This window comes from Streptomyces ruber, assembly GCF_014648075.1.
GTDB lineage: Bacteria > Actinomycetota > Actinomycetes > Streptomycetales > Streptomycetaceae > Streptomyces > Streptomyces ruber.
Window position 1 is genome coordinate 1 of record NZ_BMQK01000017.1, and the last position, 21,640, is coordinate 21,640.

A 21,640-nucleotide genomic window follows, 5' to 3' on the forward strand; every position below is an offset into this window, starting at 1 on the left:
TCGTCCAGGGCGCCGTCTGGAACATCGACTCCTTCGACCAGTGGGGCGTCGAACTCGGCAAGGTCCTCGCCAAACGCGTCGAACCCGCCCTCACCGAGGGTGCCGACGTCCCCGGCCTGGACGAGTCGTCGAAGGCGCTCGTCGCCACCTACCGGGAGCTGCGCGGCCGGAAGTGACCGCGCGGAAACGATGAAGGGTGCCCCCGGCGGGGGGCACCCTTCTGTGCGTCGTACGAGCCGTGCGACCCGTCAGGGAGAAGCCGGCGGGTACAGCGACCGCGGCAGCTGCGAGGCCGCCGCCGAGTCCAGCAGCCACAGCGTCCGGGAGCGCCCCTGCGCGCCCGCGGCCGGGGCCTGTATCTCGCCCGCGCCCGACAGGGCCATCGCGGCGGCGTTCGCCTTGTCCTCGCCGGCCGCCAGCAGCCACACCTCGCGGGCCGAACGGATCGCGGGCAGGGTGAGGGTGATCCGGGTGGGCGGCGGCTTGGGCGCACCGTGCACGCCGACCACCGTCCGCTCGGTCTCCCGCACCGCGGGCAGCTCCGGGAAGAGCGACGCCACGTGCGTGTCCGGGCCGACGCCCAGCATCAGCACGTCGAATGCCGGTACGGCACCGTGGTTCTCCGGGGCCGCGGCCCGCGCCAGCTCCTCCGCGTAGCCTGCCGCCGCAGCGTCCGCGTCGTTCCCGTACGGACCGTCGGACGCGGGCATGGCGTGCACGCGCTCCGGGTCCAGCGGCACGGAGTCCAGGAGGGCCTCGCGCGCCTGGGTGATGTTGCGGTCCGGGTCGCCCTCGGGCAGGAACCGCTCGTCGCCCCACCACAGGTCGAGGTGGGCCCAGTCGATCGCGTCCCGGGCGGGCGCGGTGGCCAGCGCGGCCAGCAGGCCGTTGCCGTTGCGCCCGCCGGTGAGGACGACCGAGGCGGAGCCGCGCGAGGCCTGGGCGTCCACGATCTTCGTGATCAGCCGGGCCGCGGCGGCCTGCGCCATCAGCTCCTTGTCACGGTGGACGACCAGCTGCGGAGTGCTCACTTGGTGGCCGCCTTCCTCGACGCGGCCTTCTTCACCGCCGTCTTCCTGGCCGGAGCCTCGGCCGCCGCCTTCTCGGCCGGCTCGGGGGAGGACGCCCCGGGCGCCGTCTCCTCAGGGGCCGACTCCGCGGCCGTCTCCGGCTCCTTCACCGGTTCCGGCTCCGTCTCCGCCTCGGGAGCGGGCGCCGCCGACGCCTTCCCGGCGGCCCGCACCGGGGACTCGACCTCGGGGTTGACCCCGGCGGCGGGCCCGGCGGCCCGTCCACCGGCGAGCCGCTCCACGCCGTACCGCAGCGCGGACGCGTACGTGTCGTCCGGGTCGAGGCGCCGCAGCTCCTCGGCGATCAGCTCGGACGTCTCACGGCGCTTGAGGGCGACCGCCCGGTCGGGCTGGCCCTCGATCGACAGCGTCGCGAGGGAGCCGTCCGCGCGGTTCAGCGTGATCGGGCCGCGCGAGGTGGTCAGCCGTACGGAGGTCAGTCCGGGACCGGCGGACCACGTACGCTGCACCGGCACGTCCAGCCGGTCCGCGAGCCACATGGCGAGCAGCTCGCAGCTCGGGTTGTGCTCCTCGCCCTCGACCTCGACCGCCTCCACCTCGCAGGTGACCTGGTCCAGGGCCGCCGCCAGCATCGAACGCCAGGGCGTGATGCGGGTCCACGACAGGTCCGTGTCACCGGGGGTGTAGGTCTCGGCGCGGGCGGTGAGCTCGCGCACCGGGTGCTCGGCGGCGTACGTGTCGGTGACCCGGCGCTGGCCGAGGGCACCGAGCGGGTCCTTCGCCGGGTCGAGCGGCGCGTCCACCGGCCACCAGACGACCACGGGGGCGTCGGGCAGCAGCAGCGGCAGCACCACCGACTGGGCGTGGTCGGACACCTCGCCGTACAGCCGCAGCAGGACCGTCTCGCCGGTGCCCGCGTCGGCGCCCACGCGGATCTCCGCGTCCAGCCGGGACTGCGTGCGCTCCCGGGAGGACCGGGAGACCCGCTTGATCACCACGAGCGTGCGCGAGGGGTGCTCGCGCGAGGCGTCCTCGGCGGCCTTGAGGGCGTCGTAGGCGTTCTCCTCGTCGGTGACGATGACAAGGGTGAGCACCATGCCGACGGCGGGCGTGCCGATGGCACGACGGCCCTGGACCAGCGCCTTGTTGACCTTGCCGGCCGTGGTGTCCGTGAGGTCGATCTTCATGGCCGGCGCCAGCTCCGTCCGTCTCGTTCGAGCATTTCGTCCGCCTCGGCGGGGCCCCACGTGCCCGCCGGGTACTGGGCGGGTCTGCCGTGCTTGTCCCAGTACTCCTCGATCGGGTCGAGGATCTTCCAGGACAGCTCGACCTCCTCGGTGCGCGGGAAGAGGTTCGAGTCGCCGAGCAGGACGTCGAGGATGAGCCGCTCGTACGCCTCCGGGCTGGACTCCGTGAACGACTCGCCGTACGCGAAGTCCATGGAGACGTCCCGGATCTCCATCGAGGTGCCGGGCACCTTGGAGCCGAACCGGACCGTGACGCCCTCGTCGGGCTGGACCCGGATGACGATGGCGTTGGAGCCGAGCTCCTCGGTGGCCGTCGTGTCGAAGGGCGAGTGCGGGGCGCGCTGGAAGACCACCGCGATCTCCGTCACCCGGCGGCCGAGCCGCTTGCCGGTGCGCAGGTAGAAGGGGACGCCCGCCCAGCGGCGGTTGTCGATCTCCACCTTGATCGCGGCGTAGGTGTCGGTCTTCGACGCCTGGTCGATGCCCTCTTCCTCCAGGTAGCCGATGACCTTGGCACCGCCCTGCCAGCCGGCCGCGTACTGCGCGGCGACGGTGTCCCGGCCCAGGTCCTTGGGCAGCCTGACGGCCTCCAGGACCTTGGTCTTCTCGGCGGCGAGGGCGTCCGCGTCGAAGGAGGAGGGCTCCTCCATGGCCGTGAGGGCCAGGAGCTGGAGGAGGTGGTTCTGGATCACGTCACGGGCGGCGCCGATGCCGTCGTAGTAGCCGGCGCGGCCGCCGATGCCGATGTCCTCGGCCATCGTGATCTGGACGTGGTCCACGTACGACCGGTTCCATATCGGCTCGAACATCTGGTTGGCGAAGCGCAGCGCCAGGATGTTCTGGACGGTCTCCTTGCCCAGGTAGTGGTCGATGCGGAAGACCTGGTCCGGGGCGAAGACCTCGTGCACGAGGCCGTTCAGCTCCTCGGCCGACCTCAGGTCGTGGCCGAAGGGCTTCTCGATGACGGCGCGGCGCCAGGACTCCGGGGTCTGGTCGGCCAGGCCGTGCTTCTTCAGCTGCTGGATGACCACCGGGAACGCGGACGGCGGCACGGACAGGTAGAAGGCGAAGTTGCCGCCCGTGCCCTGCTTCTCGTCCAGGTCCTGGATGGTGTCGCGGAGCCGGACGAACGCGTCGTCGTCGTCGAAGGTGCCCTGGACGAACCGCATGCCCTGGACCAGCTGCTGCCAGACCTCCTCGCGGAACGGGGTGCGCGCGTGCTCCTTGACGGCGTCGTGGACCTCCTGCGCGAAGTCCTCGTCCTCCCACTCGCGGCGGGCGAAGCCGACGAGCGAGAAGCCCGGCGGCAGCAGTCCGCGGTTGGCGAGGTCGTACACGGCAGGCATGAGCTTCTTACGTGACAGGTCGCCAGTGACGCCGAAGATGACCAGGCCCGACGGCCCCGCGATACGCGGGAGCCGTCGGTCCGCGGCGTCACGCAGCGGATTGCTGCTCGACAAGGTTCTCAGCCCTCCGAGGGAGCGAGGCGCTCAAGCTCCGCCTGGGTCGACGAGAGCAGGTCGTTCCAGGAGGCCTCGAACTTCTCGACGCCCTCCTTCTCCAGCAGGTCGACGACCTCGTCGTACGAGATGCCGATCTTCTCAAGCGCGTCCAGGTCGGCACGGGCCTGCTCGTAGGTGCCGGCGATGGTGTTGCCGCGGATCTCGCCGCTCTCCTCGGTGGCGAAGAGGGTGGCCTCCGGCATGGTGTTCACCGTGTTCGGCGCGACCAGCTCGTCGACGTAGAGCGTCTTCTTGTACGCGGGGTCCTTCACACCGGTGGAGGCCCACAGCGGACGCTGCTTGTTGGCGCCCGCCTTCTCCAGCGCCTGCCAGCGGTCGGAGGAGAAGACCTCCTCGTACGCCTGGTAGGCGAGGCGCGCGTTGGCGAGACCGGCCTTGCCGCGCAGGGCCTTGGCCTCGTCGGTGCCCTGGGCGTCGATCCGCTTGTCGATCTCGGTGTCCACGCGGGAAACGAAGAAGGACGCCACGGAGTGGATCCCGGAGAGGTCCAGGCCGCGCTCCTTGGCCTTCTCCAGGCCCTCCAGGAACGCCTCCATCACCTTGCGGTAGCGGTCCAGCGAGAAGATCAGCGTCACGTTGACGCTGATGCCCAGGCCGATGACCTCGGCGATCGCCGGAAGACCCGCCTCGGTGGCCGGGATCTTGATGAGCGTGTTGGGGCGGTCCACCAGCCAGGCGAGCTGCTTGGCCTCGGCGACGGTCGCCTTGGTGTCGTGCGCCAGACGCGGGTCGACCTCGATGGAGACCCGGCCGTCCTGGCCGTTCGTCGAGTCGAAGAGCGGGCGCATGATGTCGGCGGCGTCGCGGACGTCCGCCGTGGTGATCATGCGAATGGCCTCTTCGACGGTGACCTTGCGGAAGGCCAGGTCGGAGAGCTGCTGGTCGTAACCGTGGCCCTCGGAGATCGCCTTCTGGAAGATCGACGGGTTGGTCGTGACGCCCACGACGTGCTGCTGGTCGATCAGCTCGGCGAGGTTGCCGGACGTGATCCGCTTGCGCGACAGGTCGTCCAGCCAGATCGCCACGCCTTCTTCGGAGAGGCGCTTGAGTGCGTCTGTCATGGAAATTACATCTCCTACGTGTCGTATATGAGCGTCAGCGCTGGGCGGCCGCGAGAGATTCCCGGGCGGCGGCGGCCACGTTGTCGGCGGTGAAACCGAACTCGCGGAACAGCACCTTCGCGTCGGCAGAAGCGCCGAAGTGCTCCAGCGACACGATGCGGCCGGCGTCACCGACGTACTTGTGCCAGGTCAGCGCGATGCCGGCCTCGACCGCGACGCGCGCCTTGACGGACGGCGGCAGAACGCTGTCCCGGTACCCCTGGTCCTGCTCCTCGAACCACTCCACGGACGGCATGGAGACCACGCGCGTGGGCACGCCGTCGGCCTGGAGCTGCTCGCGCGCCTCGACGGCGAGCTGCACCTCGGAACCGGTGGCGATGAGCACGACCTGCGGCTCGCCGCCTTCGGCCTCGAACAGCACGTAACCGCCGCGCGCGGCGTTCTCGTTGGGCTCGTAGGTCGGCAGGCCCTGGCGGGACAGCGCCAGGCCGTGCGGGGCGCCCTTGCCGAACTCCTTGGTCCAGCGCTTGAGGATCTCGCGCCAGGCGATGGCGGTCTCGTTGGCGTCGGCCGGGCGGACCACGTTCAGGCCCGGGATGGCGCGCAGCGAGGCGAGGTGCTCGACCGGCTGGTGGGTCGGGCCGTCCTCGCCGAGGCCGATGGAGTCGTGCGTCCACACGTACGTCACCGGCAGGTGCATCAGGGCGGACAGCCGGACGGCGTTGCGCATGTAGTCGGAGAACACCAGGAAGGTGCCGCCGTAGATGCGGGTGTTGCCGTGCAGCGCGATGCCGTTCATGGCGGCGGCCATGGCGTGCTCGCGGATGCCGAAGTGGACCGTACGGCCGTACGGGTCCGCCTCCGGCAGCGGGTTGCCCTCCGGCAGGAAGGAGCTCGTCTTGTCGATCGTGGTGTTGTTGGAGCCGGCCAGGTCGGCCGAGCCGCCCCACAGCTCCGGGATCACCGCGCCGAGCGCCTGGAGGACCTTGCCGGACGCGGCGCGGGTGGCGACGCCCTTGCCAGCCTCGAAGACCGGAAGCTTCTCCTCCCAGCCCGCGGGCAGCTCGCCCTTGGCGATCCGGTCGAACTCGGCGGCGCGCTCCGGGCTGGCCTCACGCCACTCCTGCACCTTCTTGTCCCACGCGGCGCGCTCCTCACGGCCGCGCTCGGCCAGGGCACGGGTGTGGGCGATGACCTCGTCGGCGACCTCGAAGTGCTTCTCCGGGTCGAAGCCGAGCACGCGCTTGGTGGCCGCGACCTCGTCCTCGCCCAGCGCCGAGCCGTGCGCGGCCTCGGTGTTCTGCGCGTTCGGGGCGGGCCAGGCGATGATCGTGCGCATCGCGATGAAGGACGGGCGGTCCGTCACCGCCTTGGCGGCCTCGATCGCCTGGTACAGGGCGTGGACGTCGATGTCGCCGCTCTCGGCGGGCTCGACGCGCTGGACGTGCCAGCCGTACGCCTCGTACCGCTTGATCGTGTCCTCGGAGATCGCGGTCTCCGTGTCACCCTCGATCGAGATGTGGTTGTCGTCCCACAGCATGATCAGGTTGCCGAGCTTCTGGTGCCCGGCCAGCGAGGACGCCTCGGCGGAGATGCCCTCCTGGAGGCAGCCGTCACCGGCGATCACGAAGACGTGGTGGTCGAAGGGGGACTCGCCCTGAGGGGTCTCCGGGTCGAACAGACCGCGCTCGTAGCGGGCGGCCATCGCCATGCCCACCGCGTTGGCGACACCCTGGCCCAGCGGGCCGGTGGTGGTCTCGACGCCCTTGGTGTGCCCGTACTCCGGGTGACCCGGCGTCTTCGAGCCGTGGGTGCGGAAGGCCTGCAGGTCCTCCAGCTCCAGACCGAAACCGCCCAGGTACAGCTGGACGTAGAGGGTCAGGGAGGAGTGGCCCGCGGACAGCACGAACCGGTCACGGCCGGTCCAGTCCGGGTCGGCCGGGTCGTGCCGCATCACCTTCTGGAACAGGGTGTATGCGGCGGGCGCGAGGCTCATCGCCGTACCCGGATGGCCGTTGCCCACCTTCTGTACGGCATCGGCGGCCAGGACACGAGCGGTGTCGACGGCACGCTGGTCCAGCTCGGTCCACGTGAGGTCTGAAGTGGTCGGCTTGGTGCTCACCCTGAGTCAGGGCTCCTCTCCACAGGTTGAATGCCGGTGTTCTCGGCGGCACCGGCCGATGTTGAGCCTACCCCCGCCGGAACGTGCATCTTTTCGAGTCAATCCAGACTTCATCCCAAGCTGCCGTGACTGTCCTCCATACGCCTCCCGAACAGGCGCTTCCGTATGCCGGAGCCCGGAATACCGCATTCGACTTCTGAATACGCATCCGGTCGCCGAGCCGCTCAATCGAGTGCTCGAACGAGCGGGATGCGGCTCGTCGCGCACACTGTCTCCGGCACCGGATTCGGCACCGCATTCACCACCGGACATGTCACCGCATTCGTCCCCGCTGCGCCCTTCGCGCGGCACCTCCCAACACGACCCCACCCCTCTGAAGGGCTCGCTCTGGGCAACGTCTACAGTGGCGTGGTACGCGCGAGCCTTTACCGGGAGTTCACAACCGGGGCTCGCTGGGAGTCTCTGTCAGGGGTGTGCGTGACGGCCGTCGAATCCCGTCCACCGGGTGCGCTTGGGGCTAGCAGCACTGGCAACCGGGGCCAGCGGCCGTTCGGGGCCCGCGTCATGGCCTTCGTGGCCCTCACCAAGCCGCGGATCATCGAGCTTCTGCTGATCACCACCGTTCCGGTGATGTTCCTGGCGGAACAAGGTGTCCCGGATCTGTGGCTGGTGCTCAATACATGCATCGGCGGATACCTCTCCGCGGGCGGCGCCAACGCGCTCAACATGTACATCGACCGGGACATCGACGCGCTGATGGAACGCACCGCGCGGCGGCCGCTCGTCACCGGCATGGTCAGCCCGCGCGAGGGCCTGGTCTTCGGCCTCACCCTCGCGGTGGTCTCCACCCTCTGGTTCGGCCTGCTCGTCAACTGGCTGTCCGCGTGGCTCTCGCTCGGCGCGCTCCTCTTCTACGTGGTCGTCTACACGATGATCCTCAAGCGGCGCACCGCGCAGAACATCGTGTGGGGCGGCATCGCGGGCTGCATGCCGGTGCTGATCGGCTGGTCCTCCGTCACCGACTCGATGTCGTGGGCCGCCGTCATCCTCTTCCTGGTCATCTTCTTCTGGACGCCGCCGCACTACTGGCCGCTGTCGATGAAGGTGAAGGACGACTACGCGCGCGTGGGCGTGCCGATGCTCCCGGTCATCGCCGGCAACAAGGCGGTGGCCCGCCAGATCGTCGTCTACAGCTGGGTGATGGTGGCCGTCTCGCTGCTGCTGCAGCCCCTCGGCTACACGGGCTGGTTCTACACCGCGGTCGCGCTGGCGGCGGGCGGCTGGTGGCTGTGGGAGGCGCACGCGCTGCAGAGCCGCGCCAAGGGCGGCGTCACGGGCGGCAAGCTCAAGGAGATGCGCCTGTTCCACTGGTCCATCACGTACGTGTCGCTGCTCTTCGTGGCGGTGGCGGTGGATCCGTTCCTGCGCTGAACCCCGGTCCGAGACGGGCGGGGTGCGTGGTGAAAGCCACGCACCCCGCCCGTCTTCATGGGCCGTACCCGTGGGTAGCATCCTGCCCATGGCAGACACCCAGCAGGTCGACGAGACCACCGACGCGGCCCCGGACGCCAAGGCCGGGCGCAGGGCGGCCAGGCTCGCCAAGCAGATCTCCGCGTTCGCGAAGGCGCACGGCGGGGCCGAGGGGCATGTCGAGTACCTCGGGGAGCGCGGCGCCCGCATCGTGCTCGTCGGCGGGGACGGCGAGTGGGGCGACCTCGCGGCCCCCGCCCACGCGCTCGCCGAGGAGGCCGTGCGCAGGGCCGGGATCACCGTGCACGAGACCTTCGACGGCGACTTCGCGGCCCGGCTGCGCACCGGCCCCTACGAGTGGTCGCGGATGGCGGGCATCCAGGTGGGCGGTCCCCGCAACGGCTGACGGCCGGCGGCCGACGGCTGTCGGTCGTGCGTACGGCGCAGGGGACAGCAACACCTGGTGCCGGTTCACCCGTTAGGACGTGTGGAGACACGGTCCAGTCGCGGGAGAGCCCGGATGATCGAAACGCCGTCCCTGGTGGACCAGTACTGCCACGGAGTGCTGCGCACGGAGCTGGGCCTCGGCACCTTCGAGGCCCAGCTGACCCGCAGCGAGGGTCCGCCCGCGCCCGGAACCACCTTCTTCGACACCCAGACCGGCTTCGCGGTGCGCCGCTGGTGCCCGCCCCTGCTCGGCCTGGAACCGCACTGCCCGCCCGCCCGGTATCTCGCCCGCCGTCGCGAGCTGGGCGTTCCGGAGGCCGGCCGCAGACTGCTGCGCGGCAGCGGCATCACGGCCTACCTCGTCGACACCGGGCTGCCCGGCGACGTCACGGGCCCCCGCGAGCTGGCCGCCGCGGGCGCGGCCGAGGCCCACGAGATCGTCCGCCTGGAGCTCCTCGCCGAGCAGGTCGCCGACACCTCCGGCACGGTCGGTTCCTTCCTCGCCAACCTCGCCGAGGCGGTGCACGGCGCGGCCGTGCACGCGGTCGCCTTCACCTCGGTGGCGGGCGTACGGCACGGCCTGGCGCTCGCGCCCGAGCCGCCCGGGGCCGGGGAGGTGCGGGGCGCCGCCGGGCGCTGGCTCGCGGACCGGCCGGTCGGCGGCACGCTCACGGACCCGGTGCTGCTCCGCCAGCTGCTGTGGATCGCCGTGGCCTCGGGCCGGCCCCTCCAGCTCCACGCGGGCCTGGGCGAGCCCGGCCTGCGCGTGGACCGTACGGACCCGGTCCTGCTCACCGACTTCGCGCGGGCCACGGCGGGGCTCGGCACCGATCTGGTGCTGCTGCACGGCTACCCGTACCACCGGCACGCGGCCCACCTCGCCGGGGTCTTCCCGCACGTGTACGCCGATCTGGGCGCTGGGCTCGGCCGTACGGGAGCCCGGGCGTCCGCCGTCCTCGCCGAAGTTCTGGAACTGGCCCCCTTCGGCAAGCTGATCTTCTCCAGCGGCGCCCGGAACCTGCCCGAGCTGCACGTGGTGGGCGCGCGGCTGTTCCGGGAGGCGCTGGCGCGGGTGCTGGGGACCTGGGTCGCCGACGGTGCGTGGTCGCTGACGGACGCGCAGCGGGTGGCCGGGCTGATCGCCTCGGAGAACGCGCGGCGGGTGTACGGGCTGAAATGAGAGGGCCCCCGCGCGCGGGGGCCCTCGGAGACTCAGGGGTGCTTCACGCGCGCGTGACGACCTTCTCCGCCGCGGGCTCGGTCGGGACCGGCGTGGTCTCCGGCCGCTCGCGCAGTGACAGCAGCACCATCAGGGTGGCGATCCACACCAGGCAGGAGCCGAGCATGTGGGCGCCGACCAGGATCTCGGGGAGATCGGTGAAGTACTGGACGTAGCCGATGACGCCCTGGGCGAGCAGGACGAGGAACAGATCCCGGGTCCGTGCCAGCGGGGCCCTCGGGGCGTCGACCGCCTTGAGGACGAACCACAGGGCGAACGTCAGCGTCACCACGATCCAGGCGAGGACGGCGTGCAGCTTGCTGACCGCCTCCCAGTCCACCGGCATGCGGGGCACGTCGCTGGAGTCGCCGGCGTGCGGACCGGCGCCCGTGACGACGGTGCCGACCGCGATCAGCAGGACGGTCGCCACGACCAGGACCCAGACGAGCTGCTGCACCGCCTTGCCGACCAGCGGGCGCGGCGCGCCGCTGCCCTCGCGGGTGCGCTGCCACATCAGGGTGGCCACGGCGATGAGCGCGGTGGAGAGCAGGAAGTGCGCGGCGACCGTGTACGGGTTCAGGCCGACGAGGACGACGATGCCGCCCAGGATCGCGTTGCCCATCACGACCCAGAACTGCGCCCAGCCGAGCCGTGTCAGGTCGCGCCGCCACGGCTTCTGCGAGCGCGCGGCGATGATCGCCCAGCCGACGGCGGCGCACAGGACGTACGTGAGCAGGCGGTTGCCGAACTCGATGGCGCCGTGCAGGCCCATCTCGCTGGTGCTGGTGAGCGAGTCCTCGGTGCACTTCGGCCAGGTGGGGCAGCCGAGCCCGGAGCCGGTGAGCCGCACGGCGCCGCCGGTGACCACGATGACCACCGACATGACGAGCGCGGTGAGGGCCGCGCGCCGGACCGTCTCCGGAGTGGGGGTCCAGCGTGCGGCGATGTGGGCGAGGGGGTTGCGGAGGGCAGCCGTCGCGTCGGTGCGAGTCTCGTTTGGCACGGGCACCATGGTAGGCGCACGCTTGTGCACGGATTCACGAGGGGGCCGGGTCCCGGCCACTTCCGCGGCCGGGCCGGGGCGGCTACTCCCAGCGGAAGAACCGGGCCGCCGCGCCGAGCCCGAGGACCGCCCACACGGCGAGGATCCCGAGGTCGACCCACGGCACCCCGGCGCCGTGCTGGAGGACGTCCCGCAGCCCCTCCGACAGGGCCGAGATCGGCAGCAGTCCGAGCACGGCCTGCGCGGCGTCCGGGAACCTGTCCAGCGGCACGATCACCCCGCCGCCCACGAGCAGCAGCAGGAAGACCAGGTTCGCGGCGGCCAGCGTGGCCTCCGCCTTCAGGGTGCCCGCCATCAGCAGGCCGAGCCCGGAGAACGCGGCCGTGCCGAGGACCAGCAGGAGGAGGACGGCGAAGGGGTTGCCGTGCGGGGACCAGCCGAGGGCGAAGGCGATCACCGTGACGAGGACGACCTGGAGGATCTCCGTGACCAGCACGGATATCGTCTTCGCGGTCATCAGGCCCCAGCGGGGCAGCGGCGAGGCGGCGAGGCGCTTGAGGACGCCGTAGCGGCGCTCGAAGCCCGTGGCGATCGCCTGGCCCGTGAACGCCGTCGACATCACCGCGAGCGCGAGGACGCCCGGGGCGAGGAAGTCCACGGCCCTGTCCTCGCCCGTGTCCACGATGTCCACCGTGCCGAAGAGCACCAGCAGCAGCGTCGGGATGACGACGGTGAGGAGCAGCTGCTCCCCGTTGCGCAGGAGCATCCGCGTCTCCAGCGCCGCCTGTGCCGCGATCATGCGGGGGAGGGGGGCCGCGCCCGGCCGGGGCGTGTACGTGCCGGTCGAGGTCATGAACGCAGCTCCTTGCCGGTGAGCTCCAGGAAGACGTCCTCGAGCGTGTGCCGCTCCACCGCGATCCCGTCCGGCATCACCCCGTGCTGGGCGCACCAGGTGGTGACGGTCGCGAGGAGCTGGGGGTCGATCCTGCCGCTCACCCGGTAGACGCCGGGTGCCGGCTCGGCGGCCGTGCTGTCGGCGGGCAGCGCCTTCAGCAGGGAGCTCACGTCCAGGCCAGGGCGGCCGGTGAAGCGCAGGGTGTTCTCGGCGCCGCCGCGGCACAGTTCCTCGGGCGAGCCCTGGGCGACGACCCGGCCCGCGTCGATGATCGCGACATCGTCGGCGAGCTGCTCGGCCTCGTCCATGTGGTGGGTGGTGAGGAGGACCGACACGCCGTCCGCGCGCAGCTCGCGCACGAGGTCCCAGGTGGCCCGGCGCGCCTGCGGGTCCAGGCCCGCGGTCGGCTCGTCCAGGAAGACCAGCTCCGGCCGGCCCACCACGGCCATCGCGAGGGCGAGCCGCTGCTGCTGGCCGCCGGAGAGGCGGCGGTAGCTCGTGCGGCCGCAGGAGCCGAGGCCGAGCCGTTCGATCAGCGCGTCCACATCCAGTGGGTGCGCGTGGAGTCTCGCCATGTGGCGGAGCATCTCGTCGGCGCGGGCTCCGGAGTAGACGCCGCCGGACTGGAGCATCACGCCGATCCGCGGGCGCAGCTCACGGGCCTGGCGCACCGGGTCGAGACCCAGCACGCGCACCGTGCCGGAGTCCGGTTCCCGGTAGCCCTCGCAGGTCTCGACCGTGGTGGTCTTGCCCGCTCCGTTGGGACCGAGGACGGCGGTGACACCCGCCCGGGCCACCAGGTCGAGGCCGTCCACCGCGGTCTTGCCGCCGTACCGCTTCACCAGGGCCTGTACCTGGACCACGGGCTCACTTCGCATGGGTGCCAAGTCTAGGGACGCGGCGGAGGCGCCGGCCGGGCGGGTGCGGTGACGTCCCCCTCACGGGGGCGGTGCAGGGCCAGCCACGCCTGCGCGTAGGCGACCGCGTCGGCCACCGGGAACAGCCGCGCCTCCGCCGCGCCCACCCGCCCCCGGGCGACCGGCCGGTCCCGTTCGAAGTCGTGTCCCAGCTCGTCGAACCGCTCGGAGGTGATCGACACCTCCGTCACCCGCTGCCAGCCGCCGCCGGGCGCCGGGCGGCCCACCTCGACCAGTGGCGCCGGGAGCCGGTACTCGGCCAGGTGGAAGGCGGTGCACGAGTCGTAACCCGCGCCGAGCAGCAGGACCCGCGCGCCCCGTTCCTCCAGGCGGGCGAGGGGGCTCCGCTCGCCCAGCCGGCAGTCGGGCGCGTGGCCCTTGAGGACCGCCGCGGCGTCCGGTCCGAGCGCGGCGAAGGAGGTCTCGGGGTGGGCGCTGCGCAGGGCGCCCGGCCAGTTCCGCACCGTCTCCGGGACGACGCCGACCCCGCGCGAGGGCGAGACGAGCGGGTCGTACGCGGGCATCGTCGCCCGGATGGTCTCCCACCACTCCTCGGGCACCGGCGGGTCGCCCCACAGCGCCGGGTCGGAGAGGTCGCCGGTCTGCGTGGGGACCACGAGGGTGCCGTCCGGGCCCAGGGCGTCCAGCAGGGCCTGGACGACGGTCACCGGACCGCCGTTCACCCAGCCGAGCGCGCTGAGGGACGAGTGGACCAGGAGGAGCTCACCGGGACGGACGCCGAGCGTGCGCAGGTGCGCGGCGAGTGCGTCACGGGTGACGAGAGGGCCGGTGGGAGGGGATGTCGGCATGTTCACGGAGTCTCCCGGACCGAGCACCGGCGCACCACCGCCTTGATCGAGCGGTGATCGTTTCCGCAGGTCACCTTAGGTATGCCTAAGTGATGTAGCGCACCGTGGGGCGGGCGGGACGCGGCTTGCCCGGTCCTGAAGAATTACGCAACAATGGCGTTGTGAAAAACGTCGGCGAGACCCGGGAGACCCCCGCGGGGGCCCCTCAGGAGGAGTTCGCGACCGGTGAGCGCTCGACGCGCAACCGGGTCGCGCGGTCCATCCTGGACCACGGGCCGTCGACCGTCGCCGAGCTCGCCGGACGCCTCGGACTCACCCAGGCGGCCGTCCGGCGCCACCTCGACGCACTGGTCGCCGACAATGTCGTGCAGCCCCGTGAGCAGCGGGTCTACGGCGCGCGGACGCGCGGCCGGCCGGCCAAGGTGTTCGCCCTGACCGACTGCGGCCGGGACGCCTTCGACCAGTCGTACGACAAGCTCGCCATGGACGCGCTGCGCTGGATCGCCGAGCACGGGGGCGGGGACGAGGCGGTCGTCGCCTTCGCCCGCGCGCGGATCGCCGCCCAGGCGCGCGCGTACCGCGCGGCGATCGAGGGGGCCGCCCCCGAGGAGCGCACGGAAGCCCTGGCCAAGGCCCTGAGCGCGGACGGGTACGCTGCTATGGCGCGCAGCGCGCCGCCCCCGCACCGGGGCGAGCAGCTCTGCCAGCACCACTGCCCGGTCGCCCACGTCGCCGAACAGTTCCCGCAGCTCTGCGAGGCGGAGACCGAGGTCTTCTCCCAGTTGCTCGGGACGCATGTCCAGCGGCTGGCGACGATCGCGCACGGCGACGGTGTCTGCACGACGTTCATCCCCAAGGCGCCGCCGCAGGACGCGGGGGCGCCGCACACCGCCGGGAGGGCCGCGCCGGCCCCCACGGCGCCGAAGACTTCCAAGACCACCCACAACGCATCTGCAAGCACGGCCGGGAGGAACCCCGCATGACTCTCCCCACGGAGACTGCCCACCCTGAGCTCGAGGGCCTGGGCAAGTACGAATACGGCTGGGCCGACTCCGACGTGGCCGGCGCCGCAGCGAAGCGCGGTCTGAGCGAGGCGGTCGTCCGCGACATCTCGGACAAGAAGTCCGAGCCGGAGTGGATGACCAAGCTCCGCCTCAAGGGTCTGAAGCTCTTCGAGAAGAAGCCCATGCCGAACTGGGGCTCCGACCTGTCGGGCATCGACTTCGACAACATCAAGTACTTCGTGCGGTCCACGGAGAAGCAGGCCCAGTCATGGGAGGACCTGCCCGAGGACATCAAGAACACGTACGACAAGCTCGGCATCCCGGAGGCGGAGAAGCAGCGCCTCGTCGCCGGTGTCGCCGCGCAGTACGAGTCCGAGGTCGTCTACCACCAGATCCGCGAGGACCTGGAGGAGCAGGGCGTCATCTTCCTCGACACCGACACCGCGCTGAAGGAGCACCCGGAGCTCTTCAAGGAGTACTTCGGCACGGTCATCCCGGCCGGTGACAACAAGTTCGCCGCGCTGAACACCGCCGTGTGGTCCGGCGGCTCCTTCATCTACGTGCCGAAGAACGTGCACGTGGAGATCCCGCTCCAGGCCTACTTCCGGATCAACACCGAGAACATGGGCCAGTTCGAGCGGACCCTGATCATCGTCGACGAGGGTGCCTACGTGCACTACGTCGAGGGCTGCACCGCGCCGATCTACAAGTCGGACTCGCTGCACTCCGCCGTGGTCGAGATCATCGTCAAGAAGAACGCCCGCTGCCGTTACACGACCATCCAGAACTGGTCGAACAACGTCTACAACCTGGTCACCAAGCGCGCCGTGGCGTACGAGGGCGCGACCATGGAGTGGATCGACGGCAACATCGGCTCCAAGGTGACGATGAAGTACCCGGCCGTCTACCTGATGGGCGAGCACGCCAAGGGCGAGACCCTGTCCATCGCCTTCGCGGGCGAGGGCCAGCACCAGGACGCGGGCGCCAAGATGGTCCACATGGCCCCGAACACCTCCTCGAACATCGTCTCCAAGTCGGTGGCCCGCGGCGGTGGCCGCACCTCCTACCGCGGCCTGATCGAGATCGGTGAGGGCGCCCCCGGCGCCAAGTCGAACGTGCTGTGCGACGCGCTGCTCGTCGACACCATCTCCCGCTCGGACACCTACCCCTACGTGGACGTCCGCGAGGACGACGTGTCCATGGGCCACGAGGCGACCGTCTCCAAGGTCTCCGAGGACCAGCTCTTCTACCTGATGAGCCGCGGCCTCTCCGAGGACGAGGCGATGGCGATGATCGTGCGCGGCTTCGTCGAGCCGATCGCCAAGGAGCTGCCCATGGAGTACGCGCTGGAGCTCAACCGGCTGATCGAGCTGCAGATGGAGGGCGCGGTCGGCTGACGACCGCGGCCCCCTCCAGGCAGCGACGGCCCGCCCCCGGGCAGATGCGGGCGGGCCGCCCGATCACAATTGATCTGACGTAGGAAGAGAGCAGAACGACAGCCATGGCCGAGGCCCAGAATCTTCCGGTGGGGAGCACCACCGCCGGCGCCATCGCGGTAGCGGCGGAGGCCGACTCCACCGTCGCCACGCGCATGAGCGCGCCCCCGTCCTTCGACGTGGCGGACTTCCCGGTCCCGAACGGCCGCGAGGAGGAGTGGCGGTTCACCCCGCTGGAGCGCCTGCGCGGTCTGCACGACGGCACCGCCGTCGCCACCGGTACCGGTGTGAAGGTCGACGTCCAGGCCCCCGAGGGCGTCACCGTCGAGACCGTCGGCCGCGACGACGCGCGGCTCGGCCGGGCGGGCACCCCGGTGGACCGGATCGCCGCCCAGGCGTACTCCGCCTTCGAGCAGGCCTCGGTCGTGACCGTCCCCAAGGAGACCGCGCTCACCGAGCCGATCCGCATCGCCGTGCACGGCGAGGGCGGCACCGCCTTCGGCCACACGGTCGTCGAGCTCGGCGCCTTCGCCGAGGCCGTGGTCGTCATCGACCACACCGGTGACGCCGTGCTCGCCGCCAACGTCGACTACGTCCTCGGTGACGGCGCCAAGCTGACCGTCGTCTCCGTCCAGGACTGGGACGACAAGGCCGTGCACGTCGCCCAGCACAACGCGGTCGTCGGCCGCGACGCCTCCTTCAAGTCGGTCGTCGTGACCTTCGGCGGTGACGTCGTCCGCCTGCACCCGCGCGTGAACTACGCGGGCACCGGCGGCGAGGCCGAGCTGTTCGGCCTGTACTTCACCGACAAGGGCCAGCACCAGGAGCACCGCCTCCTGGTCGACCACAACGAGCCCCACTGCAAGTCGAACGTCGTCTACAAGGGCGCGCTCCAGGGCGACGACGCGCACGCCGTGTGGATCGGCGACGTCCTCATCGAGGCCAGGGCCGAGGGCACCGACACCTACGAGATGAACCGCAACCTCGTCCTCACGGACGGCGCGCGGGTCGACTCGGTGCCGAACCTGGAGATCGAGACCGGCGAGATCGTCGGCGCCGGCCACGCGTCCGCCACCGGCCGCTTCGACGACGAGCAGCTGTTCTACCTGATGGCCCGCGGCATCCCGGAGTACGAGGCGCGCCGCCTGGTGGTCCGCGGCTTCTTCGCCGAGCTGGTCCAGCAGATCGGTGTCGCGGACATCGAGGAGCGCCTGCTCGCGAAGATCGACGAGGAGCTGGAGGCTTCGGTCGCATGACCGCATTCGTACGCGCGTGCGCGGTGAGCGAGCTGGAGGAGGACACCCCCAAGCGGGTGGAACTCGACGGCACGCCGGTCGCGGTCGTCCGTACCGAGGGCGAGGTGTTCGCGATCAACGACATCTGCTCGCACGCGAACGTCTCGCTCTCCGAGGGCGAGGTGGACAACTGCCAGATCGAGTGCTGGCTGCACGGCTCCGCCTTCGACCTCCGCACCGGCAAGCCGTCCGGCCTTCCCGCGACGCGCCCCGTCCCCGTATACCCCGTAAAGATCGAAGGGGACGACGTGCTCGTCTCCCTCACCCAGGAGTCCTGAGGCACCCATGGCTACGCTTGAAATCCGAGACCTGCACGTCACCGTCGAGGCCGACAACGCCACGAAGGAGATCCTCAAGGGCGTCGACCTCACCGTGAAGCAGGGCGAGACGCACGCCATCATGGGCCCCAACGGCTCGGGCAAGTCGACCCTCGCCTACTCCCTCGCGGGTCACCCGAAGTACACGATCACCGGCGGCACCGTCACCCTCGACGGCGAGGACGTCATCGAGATGTCCGTCGACGAGCGCGCCCGCGCCGGCCTGTTCCTCGCCATGCAGTACCCGGTCGAGGTCCCCGGCGTCTCGGTCTCCAACTTCCTGCGCACCTCCGCCACCGCCATCCGCGGCGAGGCCCCCAAGCTGCGCACCTGGGTGAAGGAGGTCAAGGAGGCCATGGAGCGCCTCAACATGGACCCCTCCTTCGCCGAGCGCAACGTGAACGAGGGCTTCTCCGGCGGTGAGAAGAAGCGCCACGAGATCCTCCAGCTGGAGCTGCTCAAGCCGAAGGTCGCGATCCTCGACGAGACCGACTCCGGCCTGGACGTCGACGCGCTCCGCGTGGTCTCCGAGGGCGTCAACCGCGTCCGCGAGACGGGCGAGGTCGGCACCCTGCTGATCACCCACTACACGCGCATCCTGCGCTACATCAAGCCCGACCACGTCCACGTGTTCGCAGGCGGCAAGATCGTCGAGTCCGGCGGTGCCGAGCTGGCGGACAAGCTGGAGAACGAGGGCTACGAGGCGTACACGAAGGGCGGCGCATCCGCGTGACACAGCTGCCGGGCCTCCTCGACACCGAGGCGATCCGCAAGGACTTCCCGATCCTCGACCGCGTCCTGCACGACGGCAAGAAGCTCGTGTACCTCGACAACGCCGCGACCTCGCAGACCCCGCGCCAGGTCATCGACGTCCTCGACGAGTACTACGAGCAGCACAACGCCAACGTCCACCGTGGCGTGCACGTGCTGGCCGAGGAGGCCACGGCGCTGTACGAGGGTGCGCGGGACAAGGTCGCCGCGTTCGTCAACGCACCCAGCCGCGACGAGGTGATCTTCACCAAGAACGCCTCGGAGTCCCTCAACCTCGTGGCCAACATGCTCGGCTGGGCCGACGAGCCCTACCGGGTCGACCACGAGACCGAGATCGTCATCACGGAGATGGAGCACCACTCCAACATCGTCCCGTGGCAGCTGCTGTCGCAGCGCACGGGCGCGAAGCTGAAGTGGTTCGGCCTCACCGACGACGGCCGCCTGGACCTCTCGAACATCGACGAGGTCATCACGGAGAAGACGAAGATCGTCTCCTTTGTGCTGGTGTCGAACATCCTGGGCACCCACAACCCCGTCGAGGCGATAGTGCGCCGGGCGCAGGAGGTCGGGGCCCTGGTCCTGATCGACGCCTCGCAGGCCGCGCCGCACATGCCGCTGGACGTCCAGGCCCTCCAGGCCGACTTCGTGGCCTTCACCGGCCACAAGATGTGCGGCCCGACCGGCATCGGGGTGCTCTGGGGCCGCCAGGAGCTGCTGGAGGACCTGCCTCCGTTCCTGGGTGGCGGCGAGATGATCGAGACGGTGTCGATGCACTCCTCGACGTACGCCCCGGCGCCCCACAAGTTCGAGGCGGGCACCCCGCCGATCGCCCAGGCGGTCGGGCTCGGCGCGGCGATCGACTACCTGTCGTCCATCGGCATGGACAAGATCCTCGCCCATGAGAACGCCCTCACCGAGTACGCGGTGAAGCGGTTGACCGAGGTCCCCGACCTGCGCATCATCGGTCCCGCCACGGCCGAGGACCGCGGTGCGGCGATCTCCTTCACGCTCGGCGACATCCACCCGCACGACGTGGGCCAGGTCCTCGACGAGCAGGGCATCGCGGTGCGTGTCGGTCATCACTGTGCCCGGCCCGTCTGCCTCCGCTACGGAATTCCTGCGACCACGCGGGCGTCGTTCTATCTGTACTCCACGCCCGCCGAGATCGACGCACTGGTCGAGGGGCTGGAGCACGTACGGAACTTCTTCGGCTGAGGGGCGTGCTGAAACGGTGAAGCTGGATTCGATGTACCAGGACGTCATCCTGGACCATTACAAGAACCCGCACGGGCGGGGCTTGCGGGATGGCGACGCCGAGGTGCACCACGTGAACCCGACCTGCGGCGACGAGATCACCCTGCGTGTGAAGTACGACGGCACGACGATCAGTGACGTCTCGTACGAGGGCCAGGGCTGCTCCATCAGCCAGGCCTCGGCCTCCGTGCTGAACGAGCTCCTCGTCGGCAAGGAGCTGTCCGACGCGCAAAAGATCCAGGAGACCTTCCTGGAGCTGATGCAGTCGAAGGGCAGGCTGGAGCCCGACGACGCGATGGAGGAGGTCCTGGAGGACGCGGTCGCGTTCGCCGGGGTCTCCAAGTACCCGGCCCGGGTGAAGTGCGCCCTGCTGAGCTGGATGGCCTGGAAGGACGCGACGGCCCAGGCCCTGGGCGGAGCCGACGCCGACGCCGAGAGGAAGAGCGCATGACCGAGACCGCCGAGAAGATGAAGCCGGCCTCCGAGGAGGAGCTCCGCGAGGCCCTGATGGACGTCGTCGACCCCGAGCTGGGCATCGACGTCGTCAATCTCGGCCTGATCTACGGCATCCACGTCGACGACGCGAACATCGCGACCGTCGACATGACCCTGACGTCGGCGGCCTGCCCGCTGACGGACGTGATCGAGGACCAGGCGAAGTCCGCCACGGACGGCCTGGTCAGCGAGTTGCGGATCAACTGGGTCTGGATGCCGCCGTGGGGCCCCGACAAGATCACGGACGACGGCCGCGAGCAGCTCCGGGCGCTCGGGTTCAACGTCTGAGGCACAGTGCCACGAAGGGCGGCACCCCGTCGGGGGCGCCGCCCTTCGGCGTGCGGAAGACCCGATGCGTACGGCCGTACACAACGCCGCGTACGCTCCTCCGCATGACCTACCTGCTGCTCTTCGGGGCCATCGCCGCCGAAGTCATCGCGACGACCTCCATGAAGTTCAGCGAGGGCTTCAGCAAGCTGTGGCCCTCGGTGCTGACCGCCGTCGGGTACGTGGTCTCCTTCTACCTGCTCGCCCAGGCCCTGAAGAGCATGTCGATCGGCACGGCCTACGCGATCTGGTCCGGGGTCGGCACGGCGACGGTCGCGGTCATCGGGCTGCTCGCCTTCGGGGAGGCGCTGACCGCCGCGAAGGTCGCCGGCATCGCGCTGATCATCATCGGAGTGGTGGTGCTGAACCTCGGGGGCGCGCACTGATGCCCCGCCGCTACGATCCCGGGCGCCGTGAACGGCTGGTCGACGCGGCCGTCCGGGGCGTGGCCGAGAAGGGGGCGCCGGGCTGAGCCACCGCACCGTGGCCGCCGCGGCGGACGTGCCGCTCGGCTCGACGACGTACCACTTCGAGACCCTCGACGACCTCCTGGCCGCCGCGTTCCGCCGGGCCGGCGAGAACTTCCTCGGCGTGATCGCCGCCGACGGTTCCCTCACGGAGGGCACCTCCGACCTCGCCGTCCATCTCGCCCGGCTGACGGGGGAGTGGCTCGCGGGCGGCCGTGCGGGGCTGGAGACGGAGTACGAGCTGTGTCTCGCCGCGCTGCGCCGCCCCGCGCTCCGGCCCGTCGCCGCCGAGTGGACCGCCCGGCTCACGGACCTGCTCGCCCGCCGCACGGACCCCGTCACCGCACGCGCCGTGGCCGCCCTGCTCGACGGCGTCTGCCGGCAGGTGCCGCTGACGGACACGGCGTACGACGAGGAGTGCACGCGGCGGACGCCGACGCGGCTGCTTGCCTGATCACACCGCGTGCCGTCGGCGAGGGACCGGCCCGCGAGACGGCCGCGCACGAGTTCGCCCGAAGGCCCCCCGGCCG

The 21,640-nt window shown here is 70.9% G+C and carries 22 protein-coding genes and 1 pseudogene; 14 read left to right on the forward strand and 9 right to left on the reverse strand.

Annotation, left to right across the window (positions count from 1 at the left end; all coding sequences use genetic code 11):
* Nucleotides 1-176: phosphoglucose isomerase-related protein (locus IEZ04_RS27705; protein ID WP_506004866.1), on the forward strand; the 176-nt coding region annotated here is incomplete at its 5' end.
* Between the two features lie 72 nt (nt 177-248).
* On the opposite strand, the gene pgl is transcribed toward IEZ04_RS27705, so the two are convergent.
* The 5 genes from pgl to tkt are packed head-to-tail and all read right to left on the reverse strand — an operon-like array spanning nt 249 to nt 6,984.
* Entirely contained in the window at nt 249-1,031 is a 783-nt protein-coding gene (gene pgl / locus IEZ04_RS27710; RefSeq protein WP_189219713.1) for a 6-phosphogluconolactonase, read from the reverse strand.
* The gene (opcA, locus tag IEZ04_RS27715) at nt 1,028-2,218 is read right to left on the reverse strand and encodes a glucose-6-phosphate dehydrogenase assembly protein OpcA (RefSeq protein ID WP_189219714.1); all 1,191 of its coding nucleotides are present in this window, start codon (nt 2,216-2,218) and stop codon (nt 1,028-1,030) included. The genes pgl and opcA overlap by 4 nt, the downstream gene beginning before the upstream one ends.
* Nucleotides 2,215-3,738, reverse strand: a complete 1,524-nt coding sequence (gene zwf, locus IEZ04_RS27720; RefSeq protein ID WP_189219715.1) for a glucose-6-phosphate dehydrogenase — start codon at nt 3,736-3,738, stop codon at nt 2,215-2,217. Before zwf ends, opcA begins: the two co-directional genes overlap by 4 nt.
* Before the next feature lie 5 nt (nt 3,739-3,743).
* On the reverse strand, nt 3,744-4,862 hold the full coding sequence (gene tal, locus IEZ04_RS27725) for a transaldolase (protein ID WP_189219716.1): 1,119 nt from the start codon (nt 4,860-4,862) through the stop codon (nt 3,744-3,746).
* A 34-nt stretch (nt 4,863-4,896) separates the two neighbouring features.
* Nucleotides 4,897-6,984, reverse strand: coding sequence for a transketolase (gene tkt, locus IEZ04_RS27730; protein ID WP_189219717.1), 2,088 nt, complete (start codon nt 6,982-6,984; stop codon nt 4,897-4,899).
* 477 nt (nt 6,985-7,461) lie between these two features.
* Between tkt and IEZ04_RS27735 the strand changes: the two genes are divergently transcribed.
* The 3 genes from IEZ04_RS27735 (at nt 7,462) to IEZ04_RS27745 (ending at nt 10,081) form a co-directional block, all read left to right on the forward strand.
* The gene (locus tag IEZ04_RS27735) at nt 7,462-8,415 is read left to right on the forward strand and encodes a heme o synthase (RefSeq protein ID WP_189219718.1); all 954 of its coding nucleotides are present in this window, start codon (nt 7,462-7,464) and stop codon (nt 8,413-8,415) included.
* Nucleotides 8,416-8,503: 88 nt separating this feature from the next.
* On the forward strand, nt 8,504-8,860 hold the full coding sequence (locus tag IEZ04_RS27740) for a hypothetical protein (protein WP_189219719.1): 357 nt from the start codon (nt 8,504-8,506) through the stop codon (nt 8,858-8,860).
* Between the two features lie 114 nt (nt 8,861-8,974).
* A complete protein-coding gene (locus IEZ04_RS27745) occupies nt 8,975-10,081 on the forward strand; it encodes an amidohydrolase family protein (protein WP_189219720.1) in 1,107 nt (368 codons plus the stop codon).
* Nucleotides 10,082-10,124: 43 nt separating this feature from the next.
* Here the strand turns inward: IEZ04_RS27745 and IEZ04_RS27750 are convergent, their stop codons facing one another.
* From IEZ04_RS27750 to IEZ04_RS27765, 4 genes are all read right to left on the reverse strand, one after another.
* Nucleotides 10,125-11,132, reverse strand: coding sequence for a COX15/CtaA family protein (locus IEZ04_RS27750; protein WP_189219721.1), 1,008 nt, complete (start codon nt 11,130-11,132; stop codon nt 10,125-10,127).
* Nucleotides 11,133-11,205: 73 nt separating this feature from the next.
* Complete coding sequence (locus tag IEZ04_RS27755) at nt 11,206-11,976, reverse strand: ABC transporter permease (protein WP_189219722.1); 771 nt, start codon at nt 11,974-11,976, stop codon at nt 11,206-11,208.
* The gene (locus tag IEZ04_RS27760; RefSeq protein ID WP_189219723.1) at nt 11,973-12,896 is read right to left on the reverse strand and encodes an ABC transporter ATP-binding protein; all 924 of its coding nucleotides are present in this window, start codon (nt 12,894-12,896) and stop codon (nt 11,973-11,975) included. Before IEZ04_RS27760 ends, IEZ04_RS27755 begins: the two co-directional genes overlap by 4 nt.
* An 11-nt stretch (nt 12,897-12,907) precedes the next feature.
* The gene (locus IEZ04_RS27765) at nt 12,908-13,744 is read right to left on the reverse strand and encodes an AAC(3) family N-acetyltransferase (RefSeq protein WP_189219724.1); all 837 of its coding nucleotides are present in this window, start codon (nt 13,742-13,744) and stop codon (nt 12,908-12,910) included.
* 161 nt (nt 13,745-13,905) lie between these two features.
* On the opposite strand from IEZ04_RS27765, the gene IEZ04_RS27770 reads away from it, so the two are divergent.
* The 10 genes and pseudogenes from IEZ04_RS27770 to IEZ04_RS27815 all read left to right on the forward strand — a co-directional run bounded on the left by IEZ04_RS27770 (nt 13,906) and on the right by IEZ04_RS27815 (nt 21,564).
* Complete coding sequence (locus IEZ04_RS27770) at nt 13,906-14,727, forward strand: helix-turn-helix transcriptional regulator (protein ID WP_189219725.1); 822 nt, start codon at nt 13,906-13,908, stop codon at nt 14,725-14,727.
* Nucleotides 14,724-16,145, forward strand: a complete 1,422-nt coding sequence (sufB, locus tag IEZ04_RS27775) for a Fe-S cluster assembly protein SufB (protein WP_189219726.1) — start codon at nt 14,724-14,726, stop codon at nt 16,143-16,145. The genes IEZ04_RS27770 and sufB overlap by 4 nt, the downstream gene beginning before the upstream one ends.
* Nucleotides 16,146-16,249: 104 nt before the next feature.
* Complete coding sequence (gene sufD / locus IEZ04_RS27780; RefSeq protein ID WP_189219727.1) at nt 16,250-17,440, forward strand: Fe-S cluster assembly protein SufD; 1,191 nt, start codon at nt 16,250-16,252, stop codon at nt 17,438-17,440.
* Entirely contained in the window at nt 17,437-17,757 is a 321-nt protein-coding gene (locus IEZ04_RS27785; protein ID WP_189219728.1) for a non-heme iron oxygenase ferredoxin subunit, read from the forward strand. The genes sufD and IEZ04_RS27785 overlap by 4 nt, the downstream gene beginning before the upstream one ends.
* A gap of 7 nt (nt 17,758-17,764) precedes the next feature.
* Nucleotides 17,765-18,529 (forward strand): Fe-S cluster assembly ATPase SufC, encoded by a 765-nt coding sequence (gene sufC, locus IEZ04_RS27790; RefSeq protein ID WP_189219729.1) that lies wholly within the window; start codon nt 17,765-17,767, stop codon nt 18,527-18,529.
* A complete protein-coding gene (locus tag IEZ04_RS27795) occupies nt 18,526-19,782 on the forward strand; it encodes a cysteine desulfurase (RefSeq protein WP_189219730.1) in 1,257 nt (418 codons plus the stop codon). The genes sufC and IEZ04_RS27795 overlap by 4 nt, the downstream gene beginning before the upstream one ends.
* A 16-nt stretch (nt 19,783-19,798) precedes the next feature.
* Nucleotides 19,799-20,272, forward strand: a complete 474-nt coding sequence (sufU, locus tag IEZ04_RS27800; protein WP_189219731.1) for a Fe-S cluster assembly sulfur transfer protein SufU — start codon at nt 19,799-19,801, stop codon at nt 20,270-20,272.
* Nucleotides 20,269-20,604, forward strand: coding sequence for a metal-sulfur cluster assembly factor (locus IEZ04_RS27805; protein WP_189219732.1), 336 nt, complete (start codon nt 20,269-20,271; stop codon nt 20,602-20,604). Before sufU ends, IEZ04_RS27805 begins: the two co-directional genes overlap by 4 nt.
* 104 nt (nt 20,605-20,708) lie before the next feature.
* Nucleotides 20,709-21,029 carry a DMT family transporter gene (locus IEZ04_RS27810; protein ID WP_189219733.1) on the forward strand — a complete coding sequence of 107 codons (321 nt, stop codon included), beginning with the start codon at nt 20,709-20,711 and terminating at the stop codon, nt 21,027-21,029.
* Nucleotides 21,029-21,564 (forward strand): annotated as a pseudogene (locus IEZ04_RS27815) (TetR/AcrR family transcriptional regulator). The gene IEZ04_RS27810 and the pseudogene IEZ04_RS27815 overlap by 1 nt, the downstream one beginning before the upstream one ends.
* The last annotated feature ends 76 nt before the right edge of the window (nt 21,565-21,640 follow it).

Bases quoted from the DNA above. Each gene is read 5' to 3' on its own strand.
- IEZ04_RS27785 (WP_189219728.1), top strand. From the start codon at position 17,437: ATGACCGCATTCGTACGCGCGTGCGCGGTGAGCGAGCTGGAGGAGGAC.
- IEZ04_RS27740 (WP_189219719.1), top strand. From the start codon at position 8,504: ATGGCAGACACCCAGCAGGTCGACGAGACCACCGACGCGGCCCCGGAC.
- IEZ04_RS27810 (WP_189219733.1), top strand. From the start codon at position 20,709: ATGACCTACCTGCTGCTCTTCGGGGCCATCGCCGCCGAAGTCATCGCG.
- IEZ04_RS27765 (WP_189219724.1), bottom strand. From the start codon at position 13,744: ATGCCGACATCCCCTCCCACCGGCCCTCTCGTCACCCGTGACGCACTC.
- IEZ04_RS27755 (WP_189219722.1), bottom strand. From the start codon at position 11,976: ATGACCTCGACCGGCACGTACACGCCCCGGCCGGGCGCGGCCCCCCTC.
- sufC (WP_189219729.1), top strand. From the start codon at position 17,765: ATGGCTACGCTTGAAATCCGAGACCTGCACGTCACCGTCGAGGCCGAC.
- sufD (WP_189219727.1), top strand. From the start codon at position 16,250: ATGGCCGAGGCCCAGAATCTTCCGGTGGGGAGCACCACCGCCGGCGCC.
- IEZ04_RS27745 (WP_189219720.1), top strand. From the start codon at position 8,975: ATGATCGAAACGCCGTCCCTGGTGGACCAGTACTGCCACGGAGTGCTG.
- opcA (WP_189219714.1), bottom strand. From the start codon at position 2,218: ATGAAGATCGACCTCACGGACACCACGGCCGGCAAGGTCAACAAGGCG.
- IEZ04_RS27760 (WP_189219723.1), bottom strand. From the start codon at position 12,896: ATGCGAAGTGAGCCCGTGGTCCAGGTACAGGCCCTGGTGAAGCGGTAC.
- tal (WP_189219716.1), bottom strand. From the start codon at position 4,862: ATGACAGACGCACTCAAGCGCCTCTCCGAAGAAGGCGTGGCGATCTGG.
- sufB (WP_189219726.1), top strand. From the start codon at position 14,724: ATGACTCTCCCCACGGAGACTGCCCACCCTGAGCTCGAGGGCCTGGGC.
- IEZ04_RS27805 (WP_189219732.1), top strand. From the start codon at position 20,269: ATGACCGAGACCGCCGAGAAGATGAAGCCGGCCTCCGAGGAGGAGCTC.
- IEZ04_RS27750 (WP_189219721.1), bottom strand. From the start codon at position 11,132: ATGGTGCCCGTGCCAAACGAGACTCGCACCGACGCGACGGCTGCCCTC.